The sequence below is a fragment of the Asanoa ishikariensis genome (genome assembly GCF_900107455.1).
Lineage (GTDB): Bacteria > Actinomycetota > Actinomycetes > Mycobacteriales > Micromonosporaceae > Asanoa > Asanoa ishikariensis.
Map to the genome: position 1 here is coordinate 1,442,583 of NZ_FNQB01000002.1, position 18,291 is coordinate 1,460,873.

The 18,291-nt window shown below is 68.9% G+C and carries 23 protein-coding genes and 3 tRNA genes; 6 read left to right on the top strand and 20 right to left on the bottom strand.

The window, feature by feature from the left end; genetic code table 11:
* Window positions 1-19: 19 nt before the first annotated feature.
* The 4 genes from BLV39_RS21120 to BLV39_RS21135 all read right to left on the bottom strand — a co-directional run bounded on the left by BLV39_RS21120 (window position 20) and on the right by BLV39_RS21135 (window position 3,917).
* Window positions 20-661, bottom strand: a complete 642-nt coding sequence (locus BLV39_RS21120; RefSeq protein WP_090795310.1) for an HNH endonuclease family protein — start codon at window positions 659-661, stop codon at window positions 20-22.
* A gap of 77 nt (window positions 662-738) precedes the next feature.
* Entirely contained in the window at window positions 739-1,230 is a 492-nt protein-coding gene (locus BLV39_RS21125) for a pyridoxamine 5'-phosphate oxidase family protein (RefSeq protein ID WP_090795313.1), read from the bottom strand.
* A gap of 56 nt (window positions 1,231-1,286) precedes the next feature.
* Entirely contained in the window at window positions 1,287-2,318 is a 1,032-nt protein-coding gene (locus tag BLV39_RS21130; protein WP_090795316.1) for a hypothetical protein, read from the bottom strand.
* A 240-nt stretch (window positions 2,319-2,558) separates the two neighbouring features.
* Window positions 2,559-3,917 (bottom strand): FUSC family protein, encoded by a 1,359-nt coding sequence (locus BLV39_RS21135; protein WP_090795320.1) that lies wholly within the window; start codon window positions 3,915-3,917, stop codon window positions 2,559-2,561.
* A 271-nt stretch (window positions 3,918-4,188) separates the two neighbouring features.
* Between BLV39_RS21135 and rpmJ the strand changes: the two genes are divergently transcribed.
* Window positions 4,189-4,311 (top strand): 50S ribosomal protein L36, encoded by a 123-nt coding sequence (gene rpmJ, locus BLV39_RS21140; protein ID WP_089248164.1) that lies wholly within the window; start codon window positions 4,189-4,191, stop codon window positions 4,309-4,311.
* On the opposite strand, the gene BLV39_RS21145 is transcribed toward rpmJ, so the two are convergent.
* Window positions 4,292-5,176, bottom strand: a complete 885-nt coding sequence (locus BLV39_RS21145; protein ID WP_090795323.1) for a class I SAM-dependent methyltransferase — start codon at window positions 5,174-5,176, stop codon at window positions 4,292-4,294. The two genes, rpmJ and BLV39_RS21145, sit on opposite strands and share 20 nt — an antisense overlap.
* Before the next feature lie 149 nt (window positions 5,177-5,325).
* Between BLV39_RS21145 and BLV39_RS21150 the strand changes: the two genes are divergently transcribed.
* From BLV39_RS21150 to BLV39_RS21160, 3 genes are all read left to right on the top strand, one after another.
* Window positions 5,326-5,398: transfer RNA gene (locus BLV39_RS21150), tRNA-Gly, on the top strand.
* Between the two features lie 25 nt (window positions 5,399-5,423).
* Window positions 5,424-5,494 (top strand) — tRNA-Cys (locus tag BLV39_RS21155).
* Window positions 5,495-5,511: 17 nt separating this feature from the next.
* Window positions 5,512-5,586, top strand: a tRNA-Val gene (locus BLV39_RS21160).
* Between the two features lie 64 nt (window positions 5,587-5,650).
* On the opposite strand, the gene BLV39_RS21165 is transcribed toward BLV39_RS21160, so the two are convergent.
* The 15 genes from BLV39_RS21165 to BLV39_RS21230 form a co-directional block, all read right to left on the bottom strand.
* Window positions 5,651-6,841, bottom strand: a complete 1,191-nt coding sequence (locus BLV39_RS21165) for a site-specific integrase (RefSeq protein WP_090795328.1) — start codon at window positions 6,839-6,841, stop codon at window positions 5,651-5,653.
* Window positions 6,841-7,035: a helix-turn-helix domain-containing protein gene (locus BLV39_RS21170; protein WP_090795332.1), complete on the bottom strand. Its 195-nt coding sequence runs from the start codon at window positions 7,033-7,035 to the stop codon at window positions 6,841-6,843. Before BLV39_RS21170 ends, BLV39_RS21165 begins: the two co-directional genes overlap by 1 nt.
* Before the next feature lie 286 nt (window positions 7,036-7,321).
* Complete coding sequence (locus BLV39_RS21175) at window positions 7,322-8,449, bottom strand: DUF3631 domain-containing protein (RefSeq protein WP_373315381.1); 1,128 nt, start codon at window positions 8,447-8,449, stop codon at window positions 7,322-7,324.
* Window positions 8,450-8,517: 68 nt separating this feature from the next.
* Window positions 8,518-9,657 (bottom strand): bifunctional DNA primase/polymerase, encoded by a 1,140-nt coding sequence (locus BLV39_RS21180; RefSeq protein WP_090795336.1) that lies wholly within the window; start codon window positions 9,655-9,657, stop codon window positions 8,518-8,520.
* A gap of 3 nt (window positions 9,658-9,660) precedes the next feature.
* Window positions 9,661-10,161 carry a single-stranded DNA-binding protein gene (locus BLV39_RS21185; RefSeq protein ID WP_090795340.1) on the bottom strand — a complete coding sequence of 167 codons (501 nt, stop codon included), beginning with the start codon at window positions 10,159-10,161 and terminating at the stop codon, window positions 9,661-9,663.
* 33 nt (window positions 10,162-10,194) lie between these two features.
* Window positions 10,195-11,019, bottom strand: a complete 825-nt coding sequence (locus tag BLV39_RS21190; RefSeq protein ID WP_090795350.1) for a deazapurine DNA modification protein DpdA family protein — start codon at window positions 11,017-11,019, stop codon at window positions 10,195-10,197.
* Complete coding sequence (locus BLV39_RS21195; protein ID WP_090795354.1) at window positions 11,019-11,258, bottom strand: hypothetical protein; 240 nt, start codon at window positions 11,256-11,258, stop codon at window positions 11,019-11,021. Before BLV39_RS21195 ends, BLV39_RS21190 begins: the two co-directional genes overlap by 1 nt.
* Before the next feature lie 158 nt (window positions 11,259-11,416).
* Window positions 11,417-13,576: an FtsK/SpoIIIE domain-containing protein gene (locus BLV39_RS21200; protein ID WP_204082839.1), complete on the bottom strand. Its 2,160-nt coding sequence runs from the start codon at window positions 13,574-13,576 to the stop codon at window positions 11,417-11,419.
* Window positions 13,577-13,581: 5 nt separating this feature from the next.
* A complete protein-coding gene (locus BLV39_RS21205) occupies window positions 13,582-13,830 on the bottom strand; it encodes a hypothetical protein (RefSeq protein WP_090795359.1) in 249 nt (82 codons plus the stop codon).
* Between the two features lie 3 nt (window positions 13,831-13,833).
* Complete coding sequence (locus BLV39_RS21210) at window positions 13,834-14,175, bottom strand: hypothetical protein (protein ID WP_090795365.1); 342 nt, start codon at window positions 14,173-14,175, stop codon at window positions 13,834-13,836.
* Between the two features lie 91 nt (window positions 14,176-14,266).
* The gene (locus BLV39_RS21215; RefSeq protein ID WP_090795370.1) at window positions 14,267-15,187 is read right to left on the bottom strand and encodes a hypothetical protein; all 921 of its coding nucleotides are present in this window, start codon (window positions 15,185-15,187) and stop codon (window positions 14,267-14,269) included.
* 31 nt (window positions 15,188-15,218) lie between these two features.
* Window positions 15,219-15,356 carry a hypothetical protein gene (locus BLV39_RS43085; protein ID WP_176985004.1) on the bottom strand — a complete coding sequence of 46 codons (138 nt, stop codon included), beginning with the start codon at window positions 15,354-15,356 and terminating at the stop codon, window positions 15,219-15,221.
* Between the two features lie 11 nt (window positions 15,357-15,367).
* Complete coding sequence (locus tag BLV39_RS21220; RefSeq protein ID WP_090795375.1) at window positions 15,368-15,826, bottom strand: hypothetical protein; 459 nt, start codon at window positions 15,824-15,826, stop codon at window positions 15,368-15,370.
* A 127-nt stretch (window positions 15,827-15,953) separates the two neighbouring features.
* Window positions 15,954-16,325: an RRQRL motif-containing zinc-binding protein gene (locus BLV39_RS44275; protein ID WP_090795385.1), complete on the bottom strand. Its 372-nt coding sequence runs from the start codon at window positions 16,323-16,325 to the stop codon at window positions 15,954-15,956.
* Window positions 16,325-16,579, bottom strand: coding sequence for a DUF6284 family protein (locus BLV39_RS21230; RefSeq protein ID WP_090795389.1), 255 nt, complete (start codon window positions 16,577-16,579; stop codon window positions 16,325-16,327). The genes BLV39_RS44275 and BLV39_RS21230 overlap by 1 nt, the downstream gene beginning before the upstream one ends.
* Before the next feature lie 365 nt (window positions 16,580-16,944).
* Between BLV39_RS21230 and BLV39_RS21235 the strand changes: the two genes are divergently transcribed.
* Window positions 16,945-17,724: a GntR family transcriptional regulator gene (locus tag BLV39_RS21235; protein WP_090795393.1), complete on the top strand. Its 780-nt coding sequence runs from the start codon at window positions 16,945-16,947 to the stop codon at window positions 17,722-17,724.
* A gap of 53 nt (window positions 17,725-17,777) precedes the next feature.
* Entirely contained in the window at window positions 17,778-18,236 is a 459-nt protein-coding gene (locus BLV39_RS21240) for a GNAT family N-acetyltransferase (RefSeq protein WP_218137091.1), read from the top strand.
* Window positions 18,237-18,291 lie beyond the last annotated feature (55 nt).

The window sequence follows — 18,291 nt, forward strand, 5'->3', positions numbered from 1 at the left end:
GCCCCCCGACCGCGACACCTCAGGAGCTGCAGGTGTTGAGCATCGTCTGCAGTGAGGACTTCTCGGTCGACTGCAGGCGTAGGCCCCAGTAGTACTTGCTGGCGATCCACATCTTCGCGTACGTGCAGCGGTAGGCGGTCCGCGACGGCTGCCAGGTCGACGGGTCCTGGTCGCCCTTGGACTGGTTGACGTTGTCGGTCACGGCGATGAGCTGCGGCCGGGACAGGTCGTTGGCGAACTGCTGGCGGCGGGCGGTGGTCCAGCTACTCGCACCGGAGCGCCACGCCTCGGAGAGCGGCACGACGTGGTCGATGTCGACGTCCGCGGCGTTGGTCCAGGTGGCGCCGTCGTACGGGCTGTACCAGCTCCCCGAGGTGGCGGCGCAGGAGCTGTTGACCACGACGTTGCTGCCGTCTCGGCGGAGCACCGTCTCGCGGGTGTTGCAGGCGCCGGAGATGGTGATCCAGTGCGGGAACAGGTCCCGGGAGTAGCCGCTCGACGAACCTTCCGCGGCCACGGTAAGGGCGTTGAGCTGGGACTGGGCGCTGGCCTTCGACGGGATGCCGGGCGGGGTCGCGTTGGCCGGGGTGGCCGTCAGGGTGGCGACGGCGACCGCGGTCAGGATCGCCGCGGTCAGGGTGCGCCGGCGGGATCGGAACATGATGCCTCCAATGGGGGTACGGAGACATCGATAATCAACGATGACGGTGACCGTGTGATAGAGGTGAGGTGAACCGATCAACTCTTCCGGACGACCCGCTCGCCCTGGCCGGGCTTCCAGATCGTGATGGTCAGCTCGCCGTCGTCGATGGTGACCGACGACGCACTGCTGAGCTCGGCGACATAGAACGGGTCGAACTCCTGGCCGCGCAGGTCGAAGCCGTTCTCCGCGAACAGCGCGTCGGCGAACCGCTGGTGTAGCGCCCGGTCCTGGTCGTTGCGGACCGCGCCGAACAGCTTGACGTCGCCGTCGCCGACGTGCGGGTCCGCTGTGGCCGTGTGCAGGCAGAAACGCCCGTCCCGGGCCAGGTCGGCGAACTTCGTGGTGTGCGGCATGCCGACCAGCAGCAGCCGGCCCTCGAAGACCCGCGGCTCGATCGGGCTGATCCGCGGCGAACCGTCGGCCCGGACGGTGGCGAGCAGGCACAGGTTGCCGGTCGCGGCGTGCCGCCGCTGGAAGATCTCGGAGACGCGGGGCGCTTCCTCGACGAAATCCTGCCAGGTGGCCATGACCGCACATCCTACGGTGGCCAGCCGGTTGCCGGCCGGCCACCGTGGAGTGACCGTCAGTCGACGGTGGGCGGTGCGGTCCGGGCTGCTTCCTTCAGGGCCGCGGCGGCATCGGCGTACGGGTTGTAGGTGTAGGCGCGGGACACGCCACCGGGGATCGTGAAGTACTCGGCGACGAGCTTCGCCGGGTCGCTGGCGAGCTCGCCCCGGCCGGGCAGGTCGTTGCCGTCGTCCCAGCCCCAGGGCGCGTTGGCCGAGTTGGCGGAGCAGCCCCAGGTGCCCGAGCCGCAGCCGCCGGAGGTGTCGCCGGCGAAGGTGCCGAGGCTGGCGAACAGGCTCGCGTTGGCCCGCTGCGCCCACAGGCCGCCGGCCGCGAAGATGTCGACCACCTTGTAGCGGACGTCGCGGTCGTTGCCGCCCGCTGGCTCCTCCGCCACAGTGGACGGATAGTGGATGAGGCCGTCACAGTTGATGGCGTACTGCGGAAACGCCTTGAGGCCGTGTCCCTGTGCCTCCTGAGCGGTCACGGGATGCGTGAACGCGTCGTGCGGTGAGGCCTGGAGCTGGAGCGTGCCGTCGACCGACTCGCGGCCGCTGGTCCAGGTGCTGCCCGCCGGCGTGTACGAGTAGAAGTCGCTGTGCGCGACGGTGACCGCGCCGCGCAGCACGCCGTAGGTCGAGCCGTCACGTTCGATGGCGAGCAGCACGCCTTCGCCGTCGTTCTCGTGCTCCGTCTCGAAGAACGGGTGGTCGGTCCAGTCGCGGGGGTGGAAGAACAGGTAGGTGAGGTACCAGTGCGTGCTGGTCTCGACCACCGAGTAGTAGGCGTGTGCCGGCAAGGCCGCAGTGGCGGCCCGGTCCCAGTTGTCACGTCCGTCGAGGTTGCCGTCGAAGTCGATCGCCGTGAGGTAGTCGGACCGCCCGCCGAGCGCGTGGCTGCCGGTGGCGTCGACGTCCTGGTGGTGGATGGGCGCCCAGCGCAGCGCGAGCTCCGCCCGGCTGACCGCGGCGTGGGCCGGTGTGGCCAGCACGGTGGCGCCCAGTGCCAGTGCCGCGAGGGCGGCGAGGAACCTGTTCCTGACGAGCATGTTGTTGCTCCCGCGTCCGAAGTGGTGGGTCCACCACGGATCCTGCTGGGCGCAGGCGTCCGGCCGGCGACATAAAGATAGACGATTCTCAACGTCCTTGCGACGCGGACCCGGCTCGCGCGAAGCGCGTTTGCGCGCGGGAGCAAACGGTCGTGCCCCCGACGAACGCGCGTGACAAGGAAGGGCCCCTTGTTAACGCTTTCCGCATAGGAAGGGTCCCTTACTAACGCGGGCTCAGATCTAGCGTCTGATTCTGCGTCGGAGTGAACGGGCACTGTCGTCGAGCTGCCGGCGAATGACCGAGGGTGTGAAGCGGCGCAGTGGGCGGACCGGCTCGGGGCGGGGGCGGGTGATCGCGGGCGAGACCGACTCGGTGTCCGGGTCCAGGTCGTTGATCAAGCGGTCGATGTGGCCGACGAGTGCGCCGTTGACGCGCCAGATCGCCGGCTCGGTCTTGGCGTCCTCCTGGAGTTGGAACGTGGTCTCGTCGCGGAGGAAGCGGGCCCGTTGCAGCGCGTGCCGCAGCGGTTCCGGGCTCGGTGGTGCCGCGGTGACGTCTGAGGCGATCACGATCCCGAACGCGAAGATCGCGTCGGCGATCGCGTCGAGCAGGCGTGACAGGCTGAGCGCCACCCACGGGCCGGGCGGGTGCGCGGCGGCCTCGCCGGAGCGGCGGTCGAGCAGCGCGCGGGCCAGGCCACGCACGGAGATCGCCGAGAACTCCAGCGCGGTGAGGCCGGGGCGCATGGTGACCGGGATGTGCGCGGTGCGGGTGGCGCGCGGGTTGAGCCGCACGCTGTCCTCCGCCTGAGCCAGGGCGTCGCGGGCCTTGCTGATCAACGCTTCCACGCTGCGGGCACGGCGCAGCCCCTCGGCGGCCCGTTCGGCCGTCCAGTCGGACTGCACCCAGCCCGCCATGTCCCGCAACTGTTTACCGATGTCGGCGGCGAGCGCGCCGATGGCGTTGCCCGCGGGCTGCACATAGACCCGCGGCAGGGCGACACTCACCAGCACAGCGACGGCGGCCCCGACCAGGGTCTCGTAGACCCGTTCCATCCCGACGTTCGTGCTGCCCGCGACGGCGAGCACGAGCATCGCGGAGATCGGCACTTCCAAGGCGTGATCACCGAGCCGCAGCGCGTACGCGATGGTCATCGACGCGGCCACAGTGACGCCCAGGCTCCACCAGTGCAGGCCGAACACGCTGGAGAGCACCACGGCAAGCAGTACGCCGGCGATCACACTGCCGATTCGCTCCCAACCGGAGCGAATGCTCTTGATCGGGGAGACCTGGACGACCAGGAGGGCAGTCAGCGCGGCGACGATCGGGGGCTCGGTGCCCGGGAGCCCTTCCGCCAGGGCGAACGCCAGGACCGTGGCGAGCACGACCTTGATCGTCCGGAGGCCTGGGACAGGCTCCTGCCCGCGGATCTTGGCCCACAGGCGGCGCTTGCGGGACGCGGTGGGCGCGATGTCCTCGGGCTCGGCCGGGGCCAGCAGGTCACCGGTGATCCGGACGCCTTCGGTCGCGATCCGGCGTGCCTTAGCCGTGGGTCGCGCGACCGCGCCCGAACGTCCGTGCCGCGAGCCCCTCGACATAGCCCTCCCGACCAGCCGCTACAACTGATCGAGTTTACCGGCGGGGCCCCTCTCCCGCTCCGTGCCCGCGGGAGAGAGGCCCCTGAGATGCGGACTGCCGGAGGCTCAGCCGCAGTGGTCCGGTGCTGTCCAACGGTACGGTCCGTGGCAGAGTGACGCAAGAAGCTTATCGATGCGTTGCAAGAACCGAACTGCACTTGCGTTCTGGAATGCGCGGGGTGGTCGTTGCGTTGCAGAAGCTGCACGTCAACGAACGGGAAGAAGGCTCCAAATGAAGGTCCGAACCTCGCTACGCTCCCTGGCCCGCAAGCCCGGCGCGAAGATCGTCCGGCGACGCGGCCGGATCATGGTGCTCAACCGGAAGAACCCGCGTTTCAGCGGCCGTCAGGGCTGATTTTCCTCCCCACGAACAACGTGCGCGGCGGGCGGCCCTCCGAGGTTTCCTCGGTGACCGCCTCCGCCACGAAACCTTTCTCCCGCAACAGCTTTAGCCACATTGCTGTCCTAAATAGACCCGTCTCGTGCGTCTCGTTGACCGCAGTGGTCCGGCCGTCGGTGTCGCGAAGCAGGAACGCGTACGCGGTCAGGGTCGTGGTGTCGTGCGGGTCGGGGTCGTAGGACCAACTCAGGTAGCGCGCACCGCGACCGTCGGGCGCGTCAATGCCGCCGTGGTCGGTCTCGGGCTCGAAGGTCTCTTTGGTCGCGTCCGGGACGAACAGGGCACGCCCACCGGGCTTCGTGTGTACGAACGCGGTCTCGATCGCCCTTCGTAGGTCGGCCTCGGTGGTCATGTACTCGATCGCGTCATGCACGAAGACGGCGTCGAACTGGTCATCGAGGCGCAGGGTGCGCATGTCGCCCTGAAGGTGCGGCAGCTCTGGGTTGATCTTCTTCGACTCGGCGAGCATCGCTGGCTCGAGGTCGACGAGCGTGAGGGCGAAGTGCGCCTTCAGGTGTACGGCGTTGTGTCCGCCGCCGCTGCCGAGCTCGAGGACGGTGGGACGGGTGTTGTCGTCGCTAGGTCGGCGGTCGTTGCCGGCTTGGCGGGCGTCGCTGGGTCGGCCGTCGTCGCTCGCTTGGTGGTTGCCGCCGGCTCGGTGATTGCCGCTAGCTTGGCCGTCGCCGCGGGCCTGGCGGCCGCCGCTGTCGCTGTCGCGGAGAAGCGTGGCCGCGAAGGCGGCCTCCTCGGCGTAGTCGGAGGCCGGCGAGATCAGCGGCCACCAAGGGGCCAGATCTTGGTAAAACCGATGCCCGCTCACACCCCAATTGTCGGCCCCGTGTCACCCCGTTTTTGGGGTGCCGGGTTTGTCCGGTTGGTCGCTTCGACGCGCCCGGGGTACCCCGAGTTGGCATGTGCCGGGAGGCTCGGCTAAAGTTCTCATCCGTCGCCAGAAATACCCAGCGACATGCGGACGTAGCGCAGTTGGTAGCGCATCACCTTGCCAAGGTGAGGGTCGCGGGTTCGAGTCCCGTCGTCCGCTCGGCACGTTGACGGAAGAACACCGCGGTGGAGTGGCCGAGAGGCGAGGCAACGGCCTGCAAAGCCGTCTACACGGGTTCAAATCCCGTCTCCACCTCGCGAGATCAATAGCACGGGCGATTGGCGCAGTGGGAGCGCGCTTCCTTGACACGGAAGAGGTCACTGGTTCAAACCCAGTATCGCCCACCAGCTCAGGGGCCACATCCATCGATGGATGTGGCCCCTATTGCTGTCTGCCCGTCTATCTGCGCGTCTATGTCCCCGAAACCGTCGCGTCGCCCGCGAAGATCCGATCCATGGCGACCGCGCCGTTGAGCAACACCGGGCGCAGTTGGTGGCGGTAGACCGCCTCCGTTACCCGCGTTCCGGCATGTCCACACAGCTCCGCGATTTCCTCCAGGGACACCCCGTTGTCCGACAGCAGCGACACGAAGCTGTGCCGCAGCTCACGGGGAGTCCATGCCTTCGGGTCGATTCCTGCGGCCTTGACGACTCGCCGAAACCCACGCCGGACGTTGGCAGCGTCCAACTCGGTGCCGACGCGGGATGCGAAGACGAGCCCGGTCTCCTGCCACGCCGTCTCGGCTCGCTCCCGTGCCTCCTCTTGCGCCCGCTGGTGCTCGCGGAGCGCGGCCACGCCACGCAGCGGGAGCGCGAGCGTTCGGCGCGACTTCTTCGTCTTGGTGTCGCCATGCTCGCGCACCGAATGCCATACCTCGATCGAGGGTGGCACGGGGTGATCGGCGTCCGGTCGACCGTCGAGGTCCACGTGATCCCAGATGAGCGCGCGGAGCTCCTCTGTACGTGCACCCACCACCAGCGAGATCACGATGTAGGCGTTGAGTGGCGTGCCCTCGGCCGCGTTGAGCACCGCCCGTGCTTGGTCGAAGGTAAGAGACTTCGACGGGCGCCCTGTCTGACCCTTCGGCACGCCGCAGAGCGCGGCCACGTTGCGCTTGACTTTGTCCCGCGCCATCGCCCGATCGAGCGCCCGACTTAGGCACTCGTGTAACCGCTGCACGGTGCTGGTGCTCAGAGTCGCGGCCTTCGTTGCAAGCCACTTGTCTACGTCTTCGGCGCTTAGTTCATGGCGCCTGTTGGGATCGCGGAGCTTGCGGGCGCCAAGGTCAGGGATGATGTGTCCGCGGCACAGGTAGCCGTACTTGTCGATCGTGCTCCTAGCCCTGCCGGGCAGGCCGTATGTGAGCCAGTCACTCATCGCGTCGGCCACGGTGTAGTGCTGCGGCGCTATCGCGAGTCCGTCTTCGTGGTCGCGCATGACCTCTTTGAGTTTGGCCTTCGCTTCGGTCTTCGTCTTCCCGCTTCCGCTGCGGTAGATGCGCTTGCCTGCGGGTGTGTAGCCGATCGTGACTTCGGCGATCCAGCGTTGTCGGGCTTCACTCCAGTACAGGGCACCGTCGCCCTTGCTGCGTCGCGCGGTCATCAGGCGGCCTGCCCGATGCTCTCGTTCTCAAGCAGCGCCACGTATTCGGTGATCGCTCGTGCGGGGATGCGTCGGGCGGCGCCTTCCCGGACAGATCGAAGCCGTCCGCTGCGAAGGAGTTCGTAGATGACGGTGCGGCTGAGACTGAGGATCGCCGCCGCTTCCCGGACCGTGTACAGGGCCTTGGTTGACATCCTGAGTGCCTTCCTGAGCGTGTCCGTGTGATGTGGAGGGTCGGTCGTGCGAGTCGGTAGGTTGCGCTAGAGCGGCCCGCTGAGAGCGCCGTGGAGCCAAGATTTGGGGTGGGTGAGGGTAGGGCCATGGGCGAATGCGTCTCTGTGGCTCTCAGCGGGCCGCGGTGAAGGCGGTTTGATCGTTTGGTGCCCGTGGCGGGTCGCCGGTTGGCGGGGTAAGCCGTCCCAGCCGTCCCAGCCGTCCCCGTGCAGGTCAGCCCCGGGACGGCTTTTTGAGTGGGACGGCTTAAGCCGTCCCAGCGGCGTTTTCGGCGGGGGGCGGGGGCATCTCATCGAGGCCGGGCAGCTGCGGGCCGGGCACCGTCCGCAGGTGCCGTACCGGAGCGGTGTGCTCGGCGACGACCGCCGCGGGCGCGGGGCAGTACCGATGCCACGCGTCGGTGAAGTCGTCGCGTCGGTAACCCTTGGCCTGCCCGTGAGGTGGCCCGAACCGGATGTTCTGCGAGGTGATCCCGTACTCGCGGAGCAGGGTGCCAAGCCGCATCGCAGTCAAGCCGGTCCCGCCATAGTCAGCCCACGGCGCTTCAGGGTCGGCTTTGAGCCGCTCGATCAGCGCCGACGTCGGCAAAGCGGAGTGTTCGCCGAACGCGGCGCGGCAGTCGGTGAGCAGCTGGATGCGGTCGGATGAGGCACTGTCCCCGTCCCGCTCGGCGGTCAGCGTCTCCGCGGCGTGCCGGCCCCGATCGGGCCACTCGCCCCCGGCGAGGTCAGCCACGGCGATGAGCGGTTCCCACGTGTCCGCGGCCCGGTCCTCTAGCGGCATGTCCGGCTCAGCGCGTTCGAGCCGCGCCAGGTTCGCCCGTAGCCACAGATCAAGGCTGTCGGCGAGGTGCTTGAGGGCCGGTCCGTCGCGGCGCTGCCGGTATGGGGCCACGTTCTCCCCGGGTGCCCGGCGTCGCATCCGCACGATCACGGCCCGGTCCTCGATGGTGTCGGGCATGGCCCCGATCCCGGCGAGCGCGGCCATGGCGAAGGTGGGGATGCGTTCGAGTCGGTTGCGGGCGTGGTCCCACCGGATCGTGTACCGGTTGCGTTGATGTCCGGCATTCAGGAGCCCGCGGAGGTCTTCGTTGCCCTCACCTGCTTTCGGCCCGAACACAGTGTCTGCCTCATCGAGCAGGATCGTGGGCGGGTCGTCGGTGCCGATCGACCGATACACGGCCGCGGTGCTGGCATTGACGGTGATTAGCGGGTTGCGGCAAGTGGCTTCTACCACGTCGAGCAGCCGGGATTTGCCGCACCGCTTCTCGGGTGCGCGGATCACCAACCGCGGGGCGTACGCCCATGCGGGTACGGCGTGGGTGGCTGCGATCCACAGGGTGACGGCGTCGGTGGCCTCGGGTGAGGGCAGCACGACGTATCGGGTCAGGGTGTCGTGGAGTTGGTCAAGGATGGTGGTGCCGTTCGGTGCGGTTGGTTCGGTCATGCGGCGATCCCTTCTGTGCCAACGGATTCGTCACGGAATCCGCCGCGTATGGCGGCGCGGGTGTCGCGGTCGGTCTGCCCCGCGTTGCGGCCCGCTTCGTAGAGCGCGGCGTAGCCGTCCGGCTCGGTGATGGCCCCGGCGGCGACCATCCGGGCGACCCCGCGGGCGGCGCCGTAGAGGGTGGTTCGGCGGGTGCCTTCGGGGGCGCGGGCGACCGCGGCGAGGTGTGCGGCGAGTAGCGCGGGCGGGGATGAGATGCCCCCCGCCCCGGGGTTTTGGGCCGGTGGGACGGCTTGAGCCGTCCCACTGAAAAAGCCGTCCCGGGGCTGACCTGCGACGGGACGGCTGGGACGGCTGGGACGGCTTACCCCCACGGAACCGTCCGCGGGTCGGCACCGCTCGATCAACGCCGCGGGCATGGGCGCGGTCGGCCGGTCACCGAGCCACCGGTACGGCTGGCCGGTCCGCGGGTGGATCGAGGGTGGGGCGACGACATAGCCGCCGTCGGCTTTGAGATCCACACCGGGCAGTCCGGCGACCTTCGCGGCGAGCGGCCCGCCGGGGTGGGTGTAGTAGAGGTGCCAGCCGCCGCTACCGGTCCGTACTGCCCGGGTAGGCGGCATCACGTCGAGGTCGATGCGCCCGCCGTTGCGCGGGTCGATGTCGACCACGGCGACCCCGGCGACGGTCCCGGTGCGGATGGCGAGCAGACCGAGGGGGACGGCGTCGAGGATGGCCGCGATCCGGTCGGGGTCGCGGGTGGCTGCGTAGAAGCCGTGACAGGTCAGGTGTCCGCATCCCGCGGGGTCGTGGGCCGGGTCGTCTTCGACCTTCGGGCAGTCCGGGCAGTTGGCCACGGGTCGTTTCGAGCGGCCGAGCATGAATACCGGCATGCCTTGATCAGCTATGTCGAGTGCGGCGGCGAGCAGGGTCAGCGTGTCGGACACGATTCCTCCCGGCTGGTAGGCGGACCGGGCCGCCCCGCACGCGGCGCACTGGCGGCGCTCGGTGCGGTAGCGGCGGCCGGTCGCGCGTCCGGTGACGGTGGTTGCGCAGATGTGCGGGTACGGCTCGTGGATCGGCACGGGCCGGCCGGTGACGTAGCTCGCACCGATCCACACGCCGTTGCCGGTCATGGCCTAGAACGGCGGCTCGTCATCGGATCCCGTGTGCCCAGCGGCGCCCGCGGGCGAGGCGACCGACCACGGGTCGTCGTCGCTGGCGGCCGTGCGGGTCGGTCGCTGCGAGTCGCCCGCGGCGGTGTGGCCGGCGGCGCGGTCCATCTTGCGAACGGTGGCGGTGGCGGACCGCAGAGACGGGCCGATTTCGTCGGCTTCCAGCTCGATCACGGTGCGCTTGTTGCCCTCGCGGGTCTCGTAGGTGCGCTGGCGCAGCCGACCGGTCACGATGACCCGCGACCCGCGGGACAGGGACTCGGCGGCGTTCTCCGCGGCCTGCCGCCAGATCGAGCACGACAGGAACAGCGGCTCTCCGTCGCGCCACTCGTTGCTCTGCCGGTCGAGGTGCCGGGGCGTCGAGGCGATCCGGAAGCGGGCGACCGCGGCGCCGGACGGGGTGAACCGCAGTTCGGGATCGTCGGTCAGGTTGCCGATCACGGTGATGGTGGGTTCGCCACTCATGGCGTGGTGTCCTTTCTAGACATGGAAGTCTGGCTATGCGGCTGTCTTGTGCTGTGCAGTGCGCGCAGCTGCGAGAAGGACGGCCCGCCAGTGCAGGGCGTAGGCCAGGCAGTTAGCGCAGTTGCGATGCCGGCCAGCCCGAACGCACTCCGGCAGGGCGGGACGGCGGAGTTTGCGGGCGGTGTCTGACCACGCCAGCGAGTCAGCGGAGGTCAGGAGGTGCCCGTGGGCGATCAGTCCGAGGGTTTTGAATCCGAACCCGTGCAGACGTCGCACCCCGCGGCGGTGCAAGGCGGCAAGGATGCGGCCTGCCTCGGCGGTGCCCTGCCGGCGGCAGATTGACCCCACGCCGACCAGCGGCGCCGTGGTGAGGTCCACGCCGATCAGCGACCAATACAGGTCGACACAGCGCAGGTAGGCGTCTTCGGTGTCGCCTTGTACGACTGGCATCCAGTTCAGATCTGGCGCGAGGTCACACAGTTGCGCGTAATTGAGGACGGTGCGCCGTTGGTGCTCTTCCACAGACAGGCCGGTGCCAGCGAATACGACCGGCCCGATCCGCCCGCCGTTGATCACGATGGGTTCGCACATCCAGTCTTGCGGCGCGGGCCACAACAGGCGGCCGACTTCATCGCGGTACCGGCGGACCCGCGCCACGTAGGCGCGCGGAGGGACGGTCCATCGGCCGTACTGCTGAAGCTCGGTGAAACCACCAGAATCCAGCGCCCACGGCGCAGCTGCGCGAGGCAGCGTCTTGTAGACGCGTAGCCGTCGGTCCGAGACGAACAACGGCACCCCCGCTTTGCCCAACCAGCCCGGCTGATGAGTGCCAAGCAGGAACAGGGGACGGCCGGCCATCAGGCGACCCGCTTACGGGCTGCGTCCCGCTGAATGGCGGCGAAGTAGTTGAAGATCCGGCGCCCGGTTCGCAGCCGGAGACCGGACGCGTGGCAGCGCCGGCAGGGGCGGAGCCGTCGGGTGATCAGGTGCGGGTGTGCGCCGACGCCGCGGCAGCGCGCGCACCGCCCGAACGGCTTGACCCAACACACCAGGATGTAACAGAGGGTGACTGCGGCGAGCGTGGCGAGGTAGCCCACGGATGGCCTCCTGGGGCGGTTTCAGGGGTGATTTCGAGGGGCGGCTACCCGCGACCTGCGAAAATGTCGGCAGGTCGCGGGTAGCGCGGGAGGTAGCGGGGTGGGTAGCGGCGGCGCTACCGGGGCCGGTGTCGCTACCCCGCCCGCTACTTCTACGGTCAGTGACCGTCCGTGCCGTCCGCGGTGTCGCGGTCGGCGATCAGTGCCCGTACGTCGGTGACCTTGTAGCCCTTGAGGTTGCGGCCGGAGATCTTCACGTCGACCGACGCGACGCCGCGGGCGCGGGCCAACTCGGACAGCGCTTCCGGGGTCATGGCGGGGTAGGCGTCCGGCCACCGCTCGGTAAGCGCCGCGGCGGCCGGTGCCCAGTGCTGCCCGTTGCGGCCGGCCACGGCGAGCAGGTCGGCGAGCAGATCCCGCGCCGTGGCAAGCTGTTCGTCGGCCGCGCCGACCGGCTGACCGCCGCGCAGCGCGGTCGCCCGCGCCACGATCCGGGCCACCGCGTCCGCGTCAGGGTAGTGCCCGCGGACCGCGGTCGGCTCGGCGAGGCCGGTCAGGACACCCCAACCGGCGTCGACCACCGGGCGGTAGACGGTGCCGGTGATCCCGCGCTTGTAGGCGCCGGTCCCGAGGATCATGTCGTTGGCGACCTGATCAGGCACGGCCAGACACCAGCGGATGCCGATGTTGCGGGTGATCCCGGTCGGAAGCGAGTCCTTGTCCGGGATTTGGGTGATGATCACCAGCGTGATCCCGAGCGCCCGGCCCCGCTTGGCGAGGCGCTCCGCGGCGTTCGCAGCGTCCTTGCCGACCACCGGGTCACCGAACAGCTCATGCGCCTCATCGATGGTGATCACGATCGGGTGCAGGCCGGAACCTGGCTTGCGGGCCAACTCCGGAGTCACCTTCCGTTCGGGCGCCTCACCCCGTAGGTACGCTTCCTTGATCCGCTTACCGCGGCGCTCGGCTTCCGCCAAGCCCCAGGTCAGGACAGCGAGGCCAGTTGCGAAGTCCTCATCGGACAGTCCGCACACGTACGTCGAGCAGAGCGCGGCCACATCGAGGAAATCGCCGGTGCCCTTGTACTCCAGAATCTTGATCTCGACGGTGGGATCGAGCATGGCAATCGTGACGATCGCGCGACCGGCGAACGACTTGCCGGAGCCAGGGCGCCCGCCAATCAAGAAGTTCTGAAAGGCGAGCTGCGTGCACACAGCGCGCTGCCGCTCGTCCGTGCCGAACTCCTCCAGCTCGAAGTACGACGTGCGGGCGGTCGGGGAGTCCAGGCCCCACTTGGGTTTGCCCATCTTGGAAGACGGCTGGTAGCCGACCCACAGGTCTACCTGCCCGGCATGTTCTGGGCCGGGCGCGGGCCAGACCTGATCGACGGGCAGACGCAGCGCCGACGACAGCGAGCCGCGGCGCTCCAAGACCTTGACCGCTTCCAGACCCGCGGGCAGGTTCACCCGGGCCAGCCAGCCCGGCCCGTCACGGTGGATACCCGGGTGCACGAACGAGATCGAGCCGGGTTCCTTCATGACCGAGAACCCCAGCGACGTGAACGCCGCACGGACCATCTCCGCGGTCAGCTTCGTGAACCGCGGCCCGTTCGCCACCCGGTCCGTGATCGGCTTGTCAGCCGGTCGACCGACCCGCGCGAGCACCAGCACCAGCGCGGCGAGCGCGGCGTAAGCCATGGGCGGCGTCACGAAACCCGTGCCACGCAGGACCAACAGGGCCACGATGAGCGCCACGAGTCCGGCAGCCAGTGCCCACCAACGGCCGCGGGCCTCGCGGCTGCGGGTGCGGTTGAGCGCCTGCCACGTGTGGGCGTCGTTGGTGGTTGCGGCGTGCTGACGCAGCCGCCAGTTGCCGTCTTCCGCGGTGGCCCAGTGCAGCAGACGCCCGACCACCCGCAACCCGCCAAGCGGCGCGTAGAACGCCATCTTGGCGGCGTACTTCGGGCTACGGGTGGCGTGGAAGGCGAGGGTGTAGCCGGTCAGGTTGGCGACCGCGCGGAGCACCTGGCGGCGCTGGTTGCCGCGCAGCCACGCCGGGATGATCGGCGTGCGCGGCCGGACGTTGCCGGAGGTGACATCGGCCCACGCGGTGGTCAGCGGTACGTCGAGACGTTCGGCGGGCCGGTCGTCCAGGTCGACCGGAACACCCTCGATGACCGGGCCAACCGGGCGCGTCTCGGCGTCGGTATCGGCGGCCGGGTCAGCGTCGGGGTTGGCGCGGGTGGACGGGATGACCAGGTGTAGCCGGGGCCGGTCGTCGTCGTCTGGCCACGCGGTGGTGGTCGGGGCTTCACTCATCGCGGTCACTTCCCTTCTACGCGCTGGATGAGCAGGTCAAGACGGGTGTGCAGGGCCGGCAGCAACTTGCGGGCCGGTATGGTCGGTTCGGTCATCTCGGCGTCGATGAACCGGGCAGTCGCGGCCACCCCGCCGATCAGCTCGGCGAGGGTGCGACGCAGGAACGCCACGAGGTGCTCCAGCCGGGCCACGTACGAGGTCAGCCGGCTGACCTCGGCTTGCAGCGCGGGGCACCGCCCGCAGGTCTCGGCCATGCCTCAGCCCTCCGTGGTGCCGGTGGCGCCGGGCCAGCGAGTGGCAACCAGCGACGTGCATAGCTCGGCGTTGGTGTCGATGGCCCACGGCTCGGTGGGCCGTAGGCTCCGGTCGGCCAATGCCACGGCGACGGCGGCTAGCTGGTCGTCGTCCGGCGGTCCTGACGGGTCGCGGGTGGCGGGCAGGGCCACCCAGTCGACCCCTTGCGTGTAGGCGATTCGCAGTACACAGCTGCCGTCCGCGTCACGGGCGATCGTGGCCCGCAGCGGGCGACCGAGCCAGAACATGCGCCGCGGCCTGTAGCGGGCCAGCGCGGCGCGGAGAACGTGCAGGGGTGACAGCATGTAGTCCTCTCCCGAGGTCGGTTGGCTGAGGGATGCAGGGCCGGCGGCGCGGCGCGGGTTTCCAGGCCAGGGGCCGCGCCGCCGGGCGGTGCTAGTCGTTGTCGGCGTGGAGCAGGTGAGCGAGTGCGGCGCCCATGCCGAGCACCGCGACGGGCAGGCAGGCGACCGCGGTGGTGATCCACCACGGAGCGACGGTCAGGCCGGCGGCGCTCATCAGGTGGTAGGCGACCTGCCCGGCAGCGCCGAAGATCAGGGAGCCGATCGCGGACCACTTCGCGAACCGGCGGGCGACCGCGGGGGCGCGGCCGGACAGCCACACCCACAGCGCGTACGCGGCGTAGGTCTCGACACCGATCGGGAGCGTGATCGCGGTGTTGAGCTTGACGCCGTCGGCGATGCCGGGCAGCGGGTGTACGACACCGAACCCGGCAAGCTCGCCGAGCTCCACCCACCCGGACCAGATGGCCACGAACGCGGGCAGGGCCAGCAGCAGCACCGGCCACGCCACCGGCCGACGCGCGGCCCGGGTCGCCGCGGGCGCCGCGGTGGCGATCTTCGCGTCCGGGTGTCCGTCAACCGCCACCTGCGGCTCCCGGTGACGACCGTTCAGCGGCGCGGCGACCGCGGAACCCACCTCCCGGAACATGTCCACCGCGGAGTAGCCGGCCGGACCCACCAGGTAGCCCTTGCGCGCCCGGTCCACCGCGAAACCGCGATCAAGCGCCGCGGCGTGACCGTTCGTCGGCGCCGGGTCGGCGGGGGCCGGGCCGATCGGCTCCGGGTAGGTGTAGACCGGACCGGCGGGCGGCGCCGGGGGCGGGGTGGGCTTGGCCCGTCGGGCGGGCTTGGCGTTCAGTAGCTCGATCAGCGCGGTTGCCTTCGGTGCGCCGATCCGGAATTCCTTCATCAACTGGTTGCGGGTCGGCGTCGCGCCGAGTCGGGCGGTCAGTGCCTTCGCGTCTGGGAGCAAGCTCTCCGCGGATCGCGGGTAAGCCGAAGCGGGAGCGGTCATTTCACGATCTCCAATCGACCGGAAGAGGGGGTCAGTGTTTGCGGTGTAGGGCAAGCGCGGCGATGCCGAAGGCAACGGCGGCGATGCCGTTGAGCACGTTGTCGCCGACGGTCCACGCCAGTACGGCGTTGACGGCACTGAGAGCGGCGCACAGATGCCACAGACGCATGTCGGTGCCTCTCAGTGCTTGCAGCCGGGGCAGTGCAGGCCGGGGCAGCACACGCCTGCGCGGCCTAGCGACAGCCAGAGCAGGGAGAGCAGAACGAGCACACCGACGACCGCGGGCCACACCGCGGCGAGCGCGGCCACGAACTTGACCAGCGCCCACACCGCCGCGGTCGCTGCGGTGCCCGCGGCGGTCATACCGGCCGCGACGGGCCAGCGGCGCCGGACCACCCGCATCGGGCGGGTCGCGGCGTGTACCGCCTTGCGGGGCCGGGGGGACAGGATGCGTACGTGCACCCACACCCGCGTGGCGTCGTCGGGGACCTGCCGCGGCATGGTCATGGTGATGAGTCGCCCGCTTGTGCGTAGCGTCGCGACCGCGGCGGCGACCTCGGTCGGGGTACCAGAGATCCGGCGGTCGATCGTGAACGGCGTCACCCGCGGGCGCGGGTCGGTCGGGGCTAGTTGGGTCATGCTGCGGGGGCTCATTTCTTGGCCCCCTTGCACGTCTTGAGGTGCTCGCGCATCGCGCGTTCGAGTCCCTCGACGGTGATGCCGCGGGGACTGACGAGCCGCCCGCACTTTTCACAGGAATAGAGGGTCATGCGGTCATCTCCGAGGGTGCGCAATCAAGGCACTCGCCGAGCGAGCGCGGGATGTAGTACGGCCGCTCGCAGCGGCACGAGGGGCAGATACGACGGGCGCGAAGCGCCCGACTGATTGCCTGCCGCTGACGCGGCGTCGCGACCCGCTTCGGGCGGGCCAGGTCAACGCGGTACAGGTACGCGACACGGACGCCTCCGACACCGGCCCACATCACTTGTGCGGCAACGGTTTGACCGCCGGGCGCTAAGCCATCGGCGCGGAGCTGTCGGCGGGTGGCGTAGCCGGGCGGGGCGCCGCGCCACCAGTAAGTCGGGATGCCATACCGCGCGCCGTCCGGGTCATGGAAGGCGGCGCGGACGCGGGCCATCAGGCCACGCGCCCCGGACCGGACTCGGTACGGGTCACTTCCGCAGCTGCGCGGATGACGCGAGCGGCGGCCCGTCGCAAGCGCCGCCAGTCCAGCGGTGACGGGCCGCCGCGGTCGGCGTTGTTAAGCGCGGTGATCTCGGCGTCGAGAACCGCCAACTCGGCATCGATCAACGGCCACTCGACCTCGATCGCGGCCAGATCAGCGGCCGACGGTTCATCGGGGACCTCGGCGGGGGCAAGATGATTCCTCACGGAAACCTCCGAAAATGAGTCAGGAAAGGGGCAGGGGCGCGGCAACGAACAGCCGCCGTCGCCATCTGGCGAGAAGTCAGATCTCGGCCCCGCCGGAGCGGAGGCCGGCGGCACGGAACCTCAGCCGTGCACGGCAACCTTTTCGGGGAGGCGCGACCCCGTGGAGTTCTCAAAGAACAGGCGGCGGGCGGTCCGTCGGCGCGCGGCGCGTGAGTGCTCCGCGTTCCCCGGGTTCCGTCAGCCCGTCTAGCCAGTACGTACTGTCTAGACAGTGGTGCTGGCATGAAGGTGCCAGATGTTTGATGCGGATGTCAAGGGTTCTGCCTACACTGTCTAGACAGCGAAGATCGGCTAAGGGGGACGGAATGCCGGTGACCAGGCAAGGCAGGACATCCGTGTGGTCGCAAATCGCAGAGGATCTGCGGGCGAAGATCACGGATGGCACGCTGCCGACGGACGCCCGGCTACCCAGCGAGGCGGAGCTAACCGCCGAGTACGGCGTCGCGCGTGCGACCGTCCGGCAGGCTCTTACCGCTCTAGTGAACGAAGGCCTGATCGTTCCAAGGGCGCCACGGGGCTACTTCGTCCGCCATCGACAGCCGCTCTACTACCGTCCGCAGACCGAATTCCGACCTCAGCCGAGGACTCCGGAGATGGACCGCTTCATGGCAGACCACTCGGCAGAGGGGCGCGAACCGCGGCAGTCCATCGACGTATCCATCGTGTCGCCGCCAGCCGAGGTAGCGACACGGCTCCGCCTGGAGGATGGAGAGCTGGCGGTCGTTCGTCGGCGGGTTCGCTACCTCGATGGCGAGCCGTACAACACGAACGATAGTTACTTCCCTTTGGCACTGGTGCAGGACACCGAGATCATGCGTCCATTGGACATTGCGCGCGGAGCTAATGAGGTTCTGGCAGAGCAAGGGCACAAGCAGGTGCGTGCGCTGGACGAAATCTACGTTCGAATGCCCACGCCGGACGAGGCCCGGCGGTTAGATCTAGGTCCAGGCACGCCCGTCGCATGCCACGTCTGCACTGGTCTTACCGTAGATGGGAAGCCGGTTCGCGTTGTGTTGAACATCCTTCCAGGGGATCGGCACGTCATCGTGTTTGAACGTGAGGGAATGGAATCAGCACCAGAATGAATGAGATTCAAATAAGGGTCGCAAAACTGGACGATGTAGATAGGTTGGTGAGCATGTACGAAGCGGCCCGAAAGTGGCTTGCCAGCATTGGGTCTGATCAGTGGGCTGCCAACACTCCTGAGCGTATCCGCCCAAAGATCGTCTATTCCGTTCAGAGGCGCGAATGCTTCGTGGCTGTTGTTGAGGGCACGATTGTCGGAACCGTTACTATCGACGACGCAGCCGACCCAGAGTTTTGGAGTCCTGAGGAGTCATCCGACAAGGCTCTCTACTTGCACCGAATGGTCGTTGCCGAAAGCGCCCGCAGAAAGAGTGTTGGGCAAGCGATGCTAAAAATGGCGACGACGCTCGCGGCATCTCGCGGTTGTCGGTGGCTGCGATTGGATGCCTGGCGAACGAACACGAAGCTTCATCGATACTATGAAGATCAAGGATTCGCTCATGTTCGGACGGTAGATCTATCTCATAGGGGATCCGGTGCGTTGTTCCAAACCCCAGTTCACCAGTCATAAGCTGTCGAGCAGCGCAAGCCGGGCAGCGACCGAGTCGGTATTTGCACCCCCACAT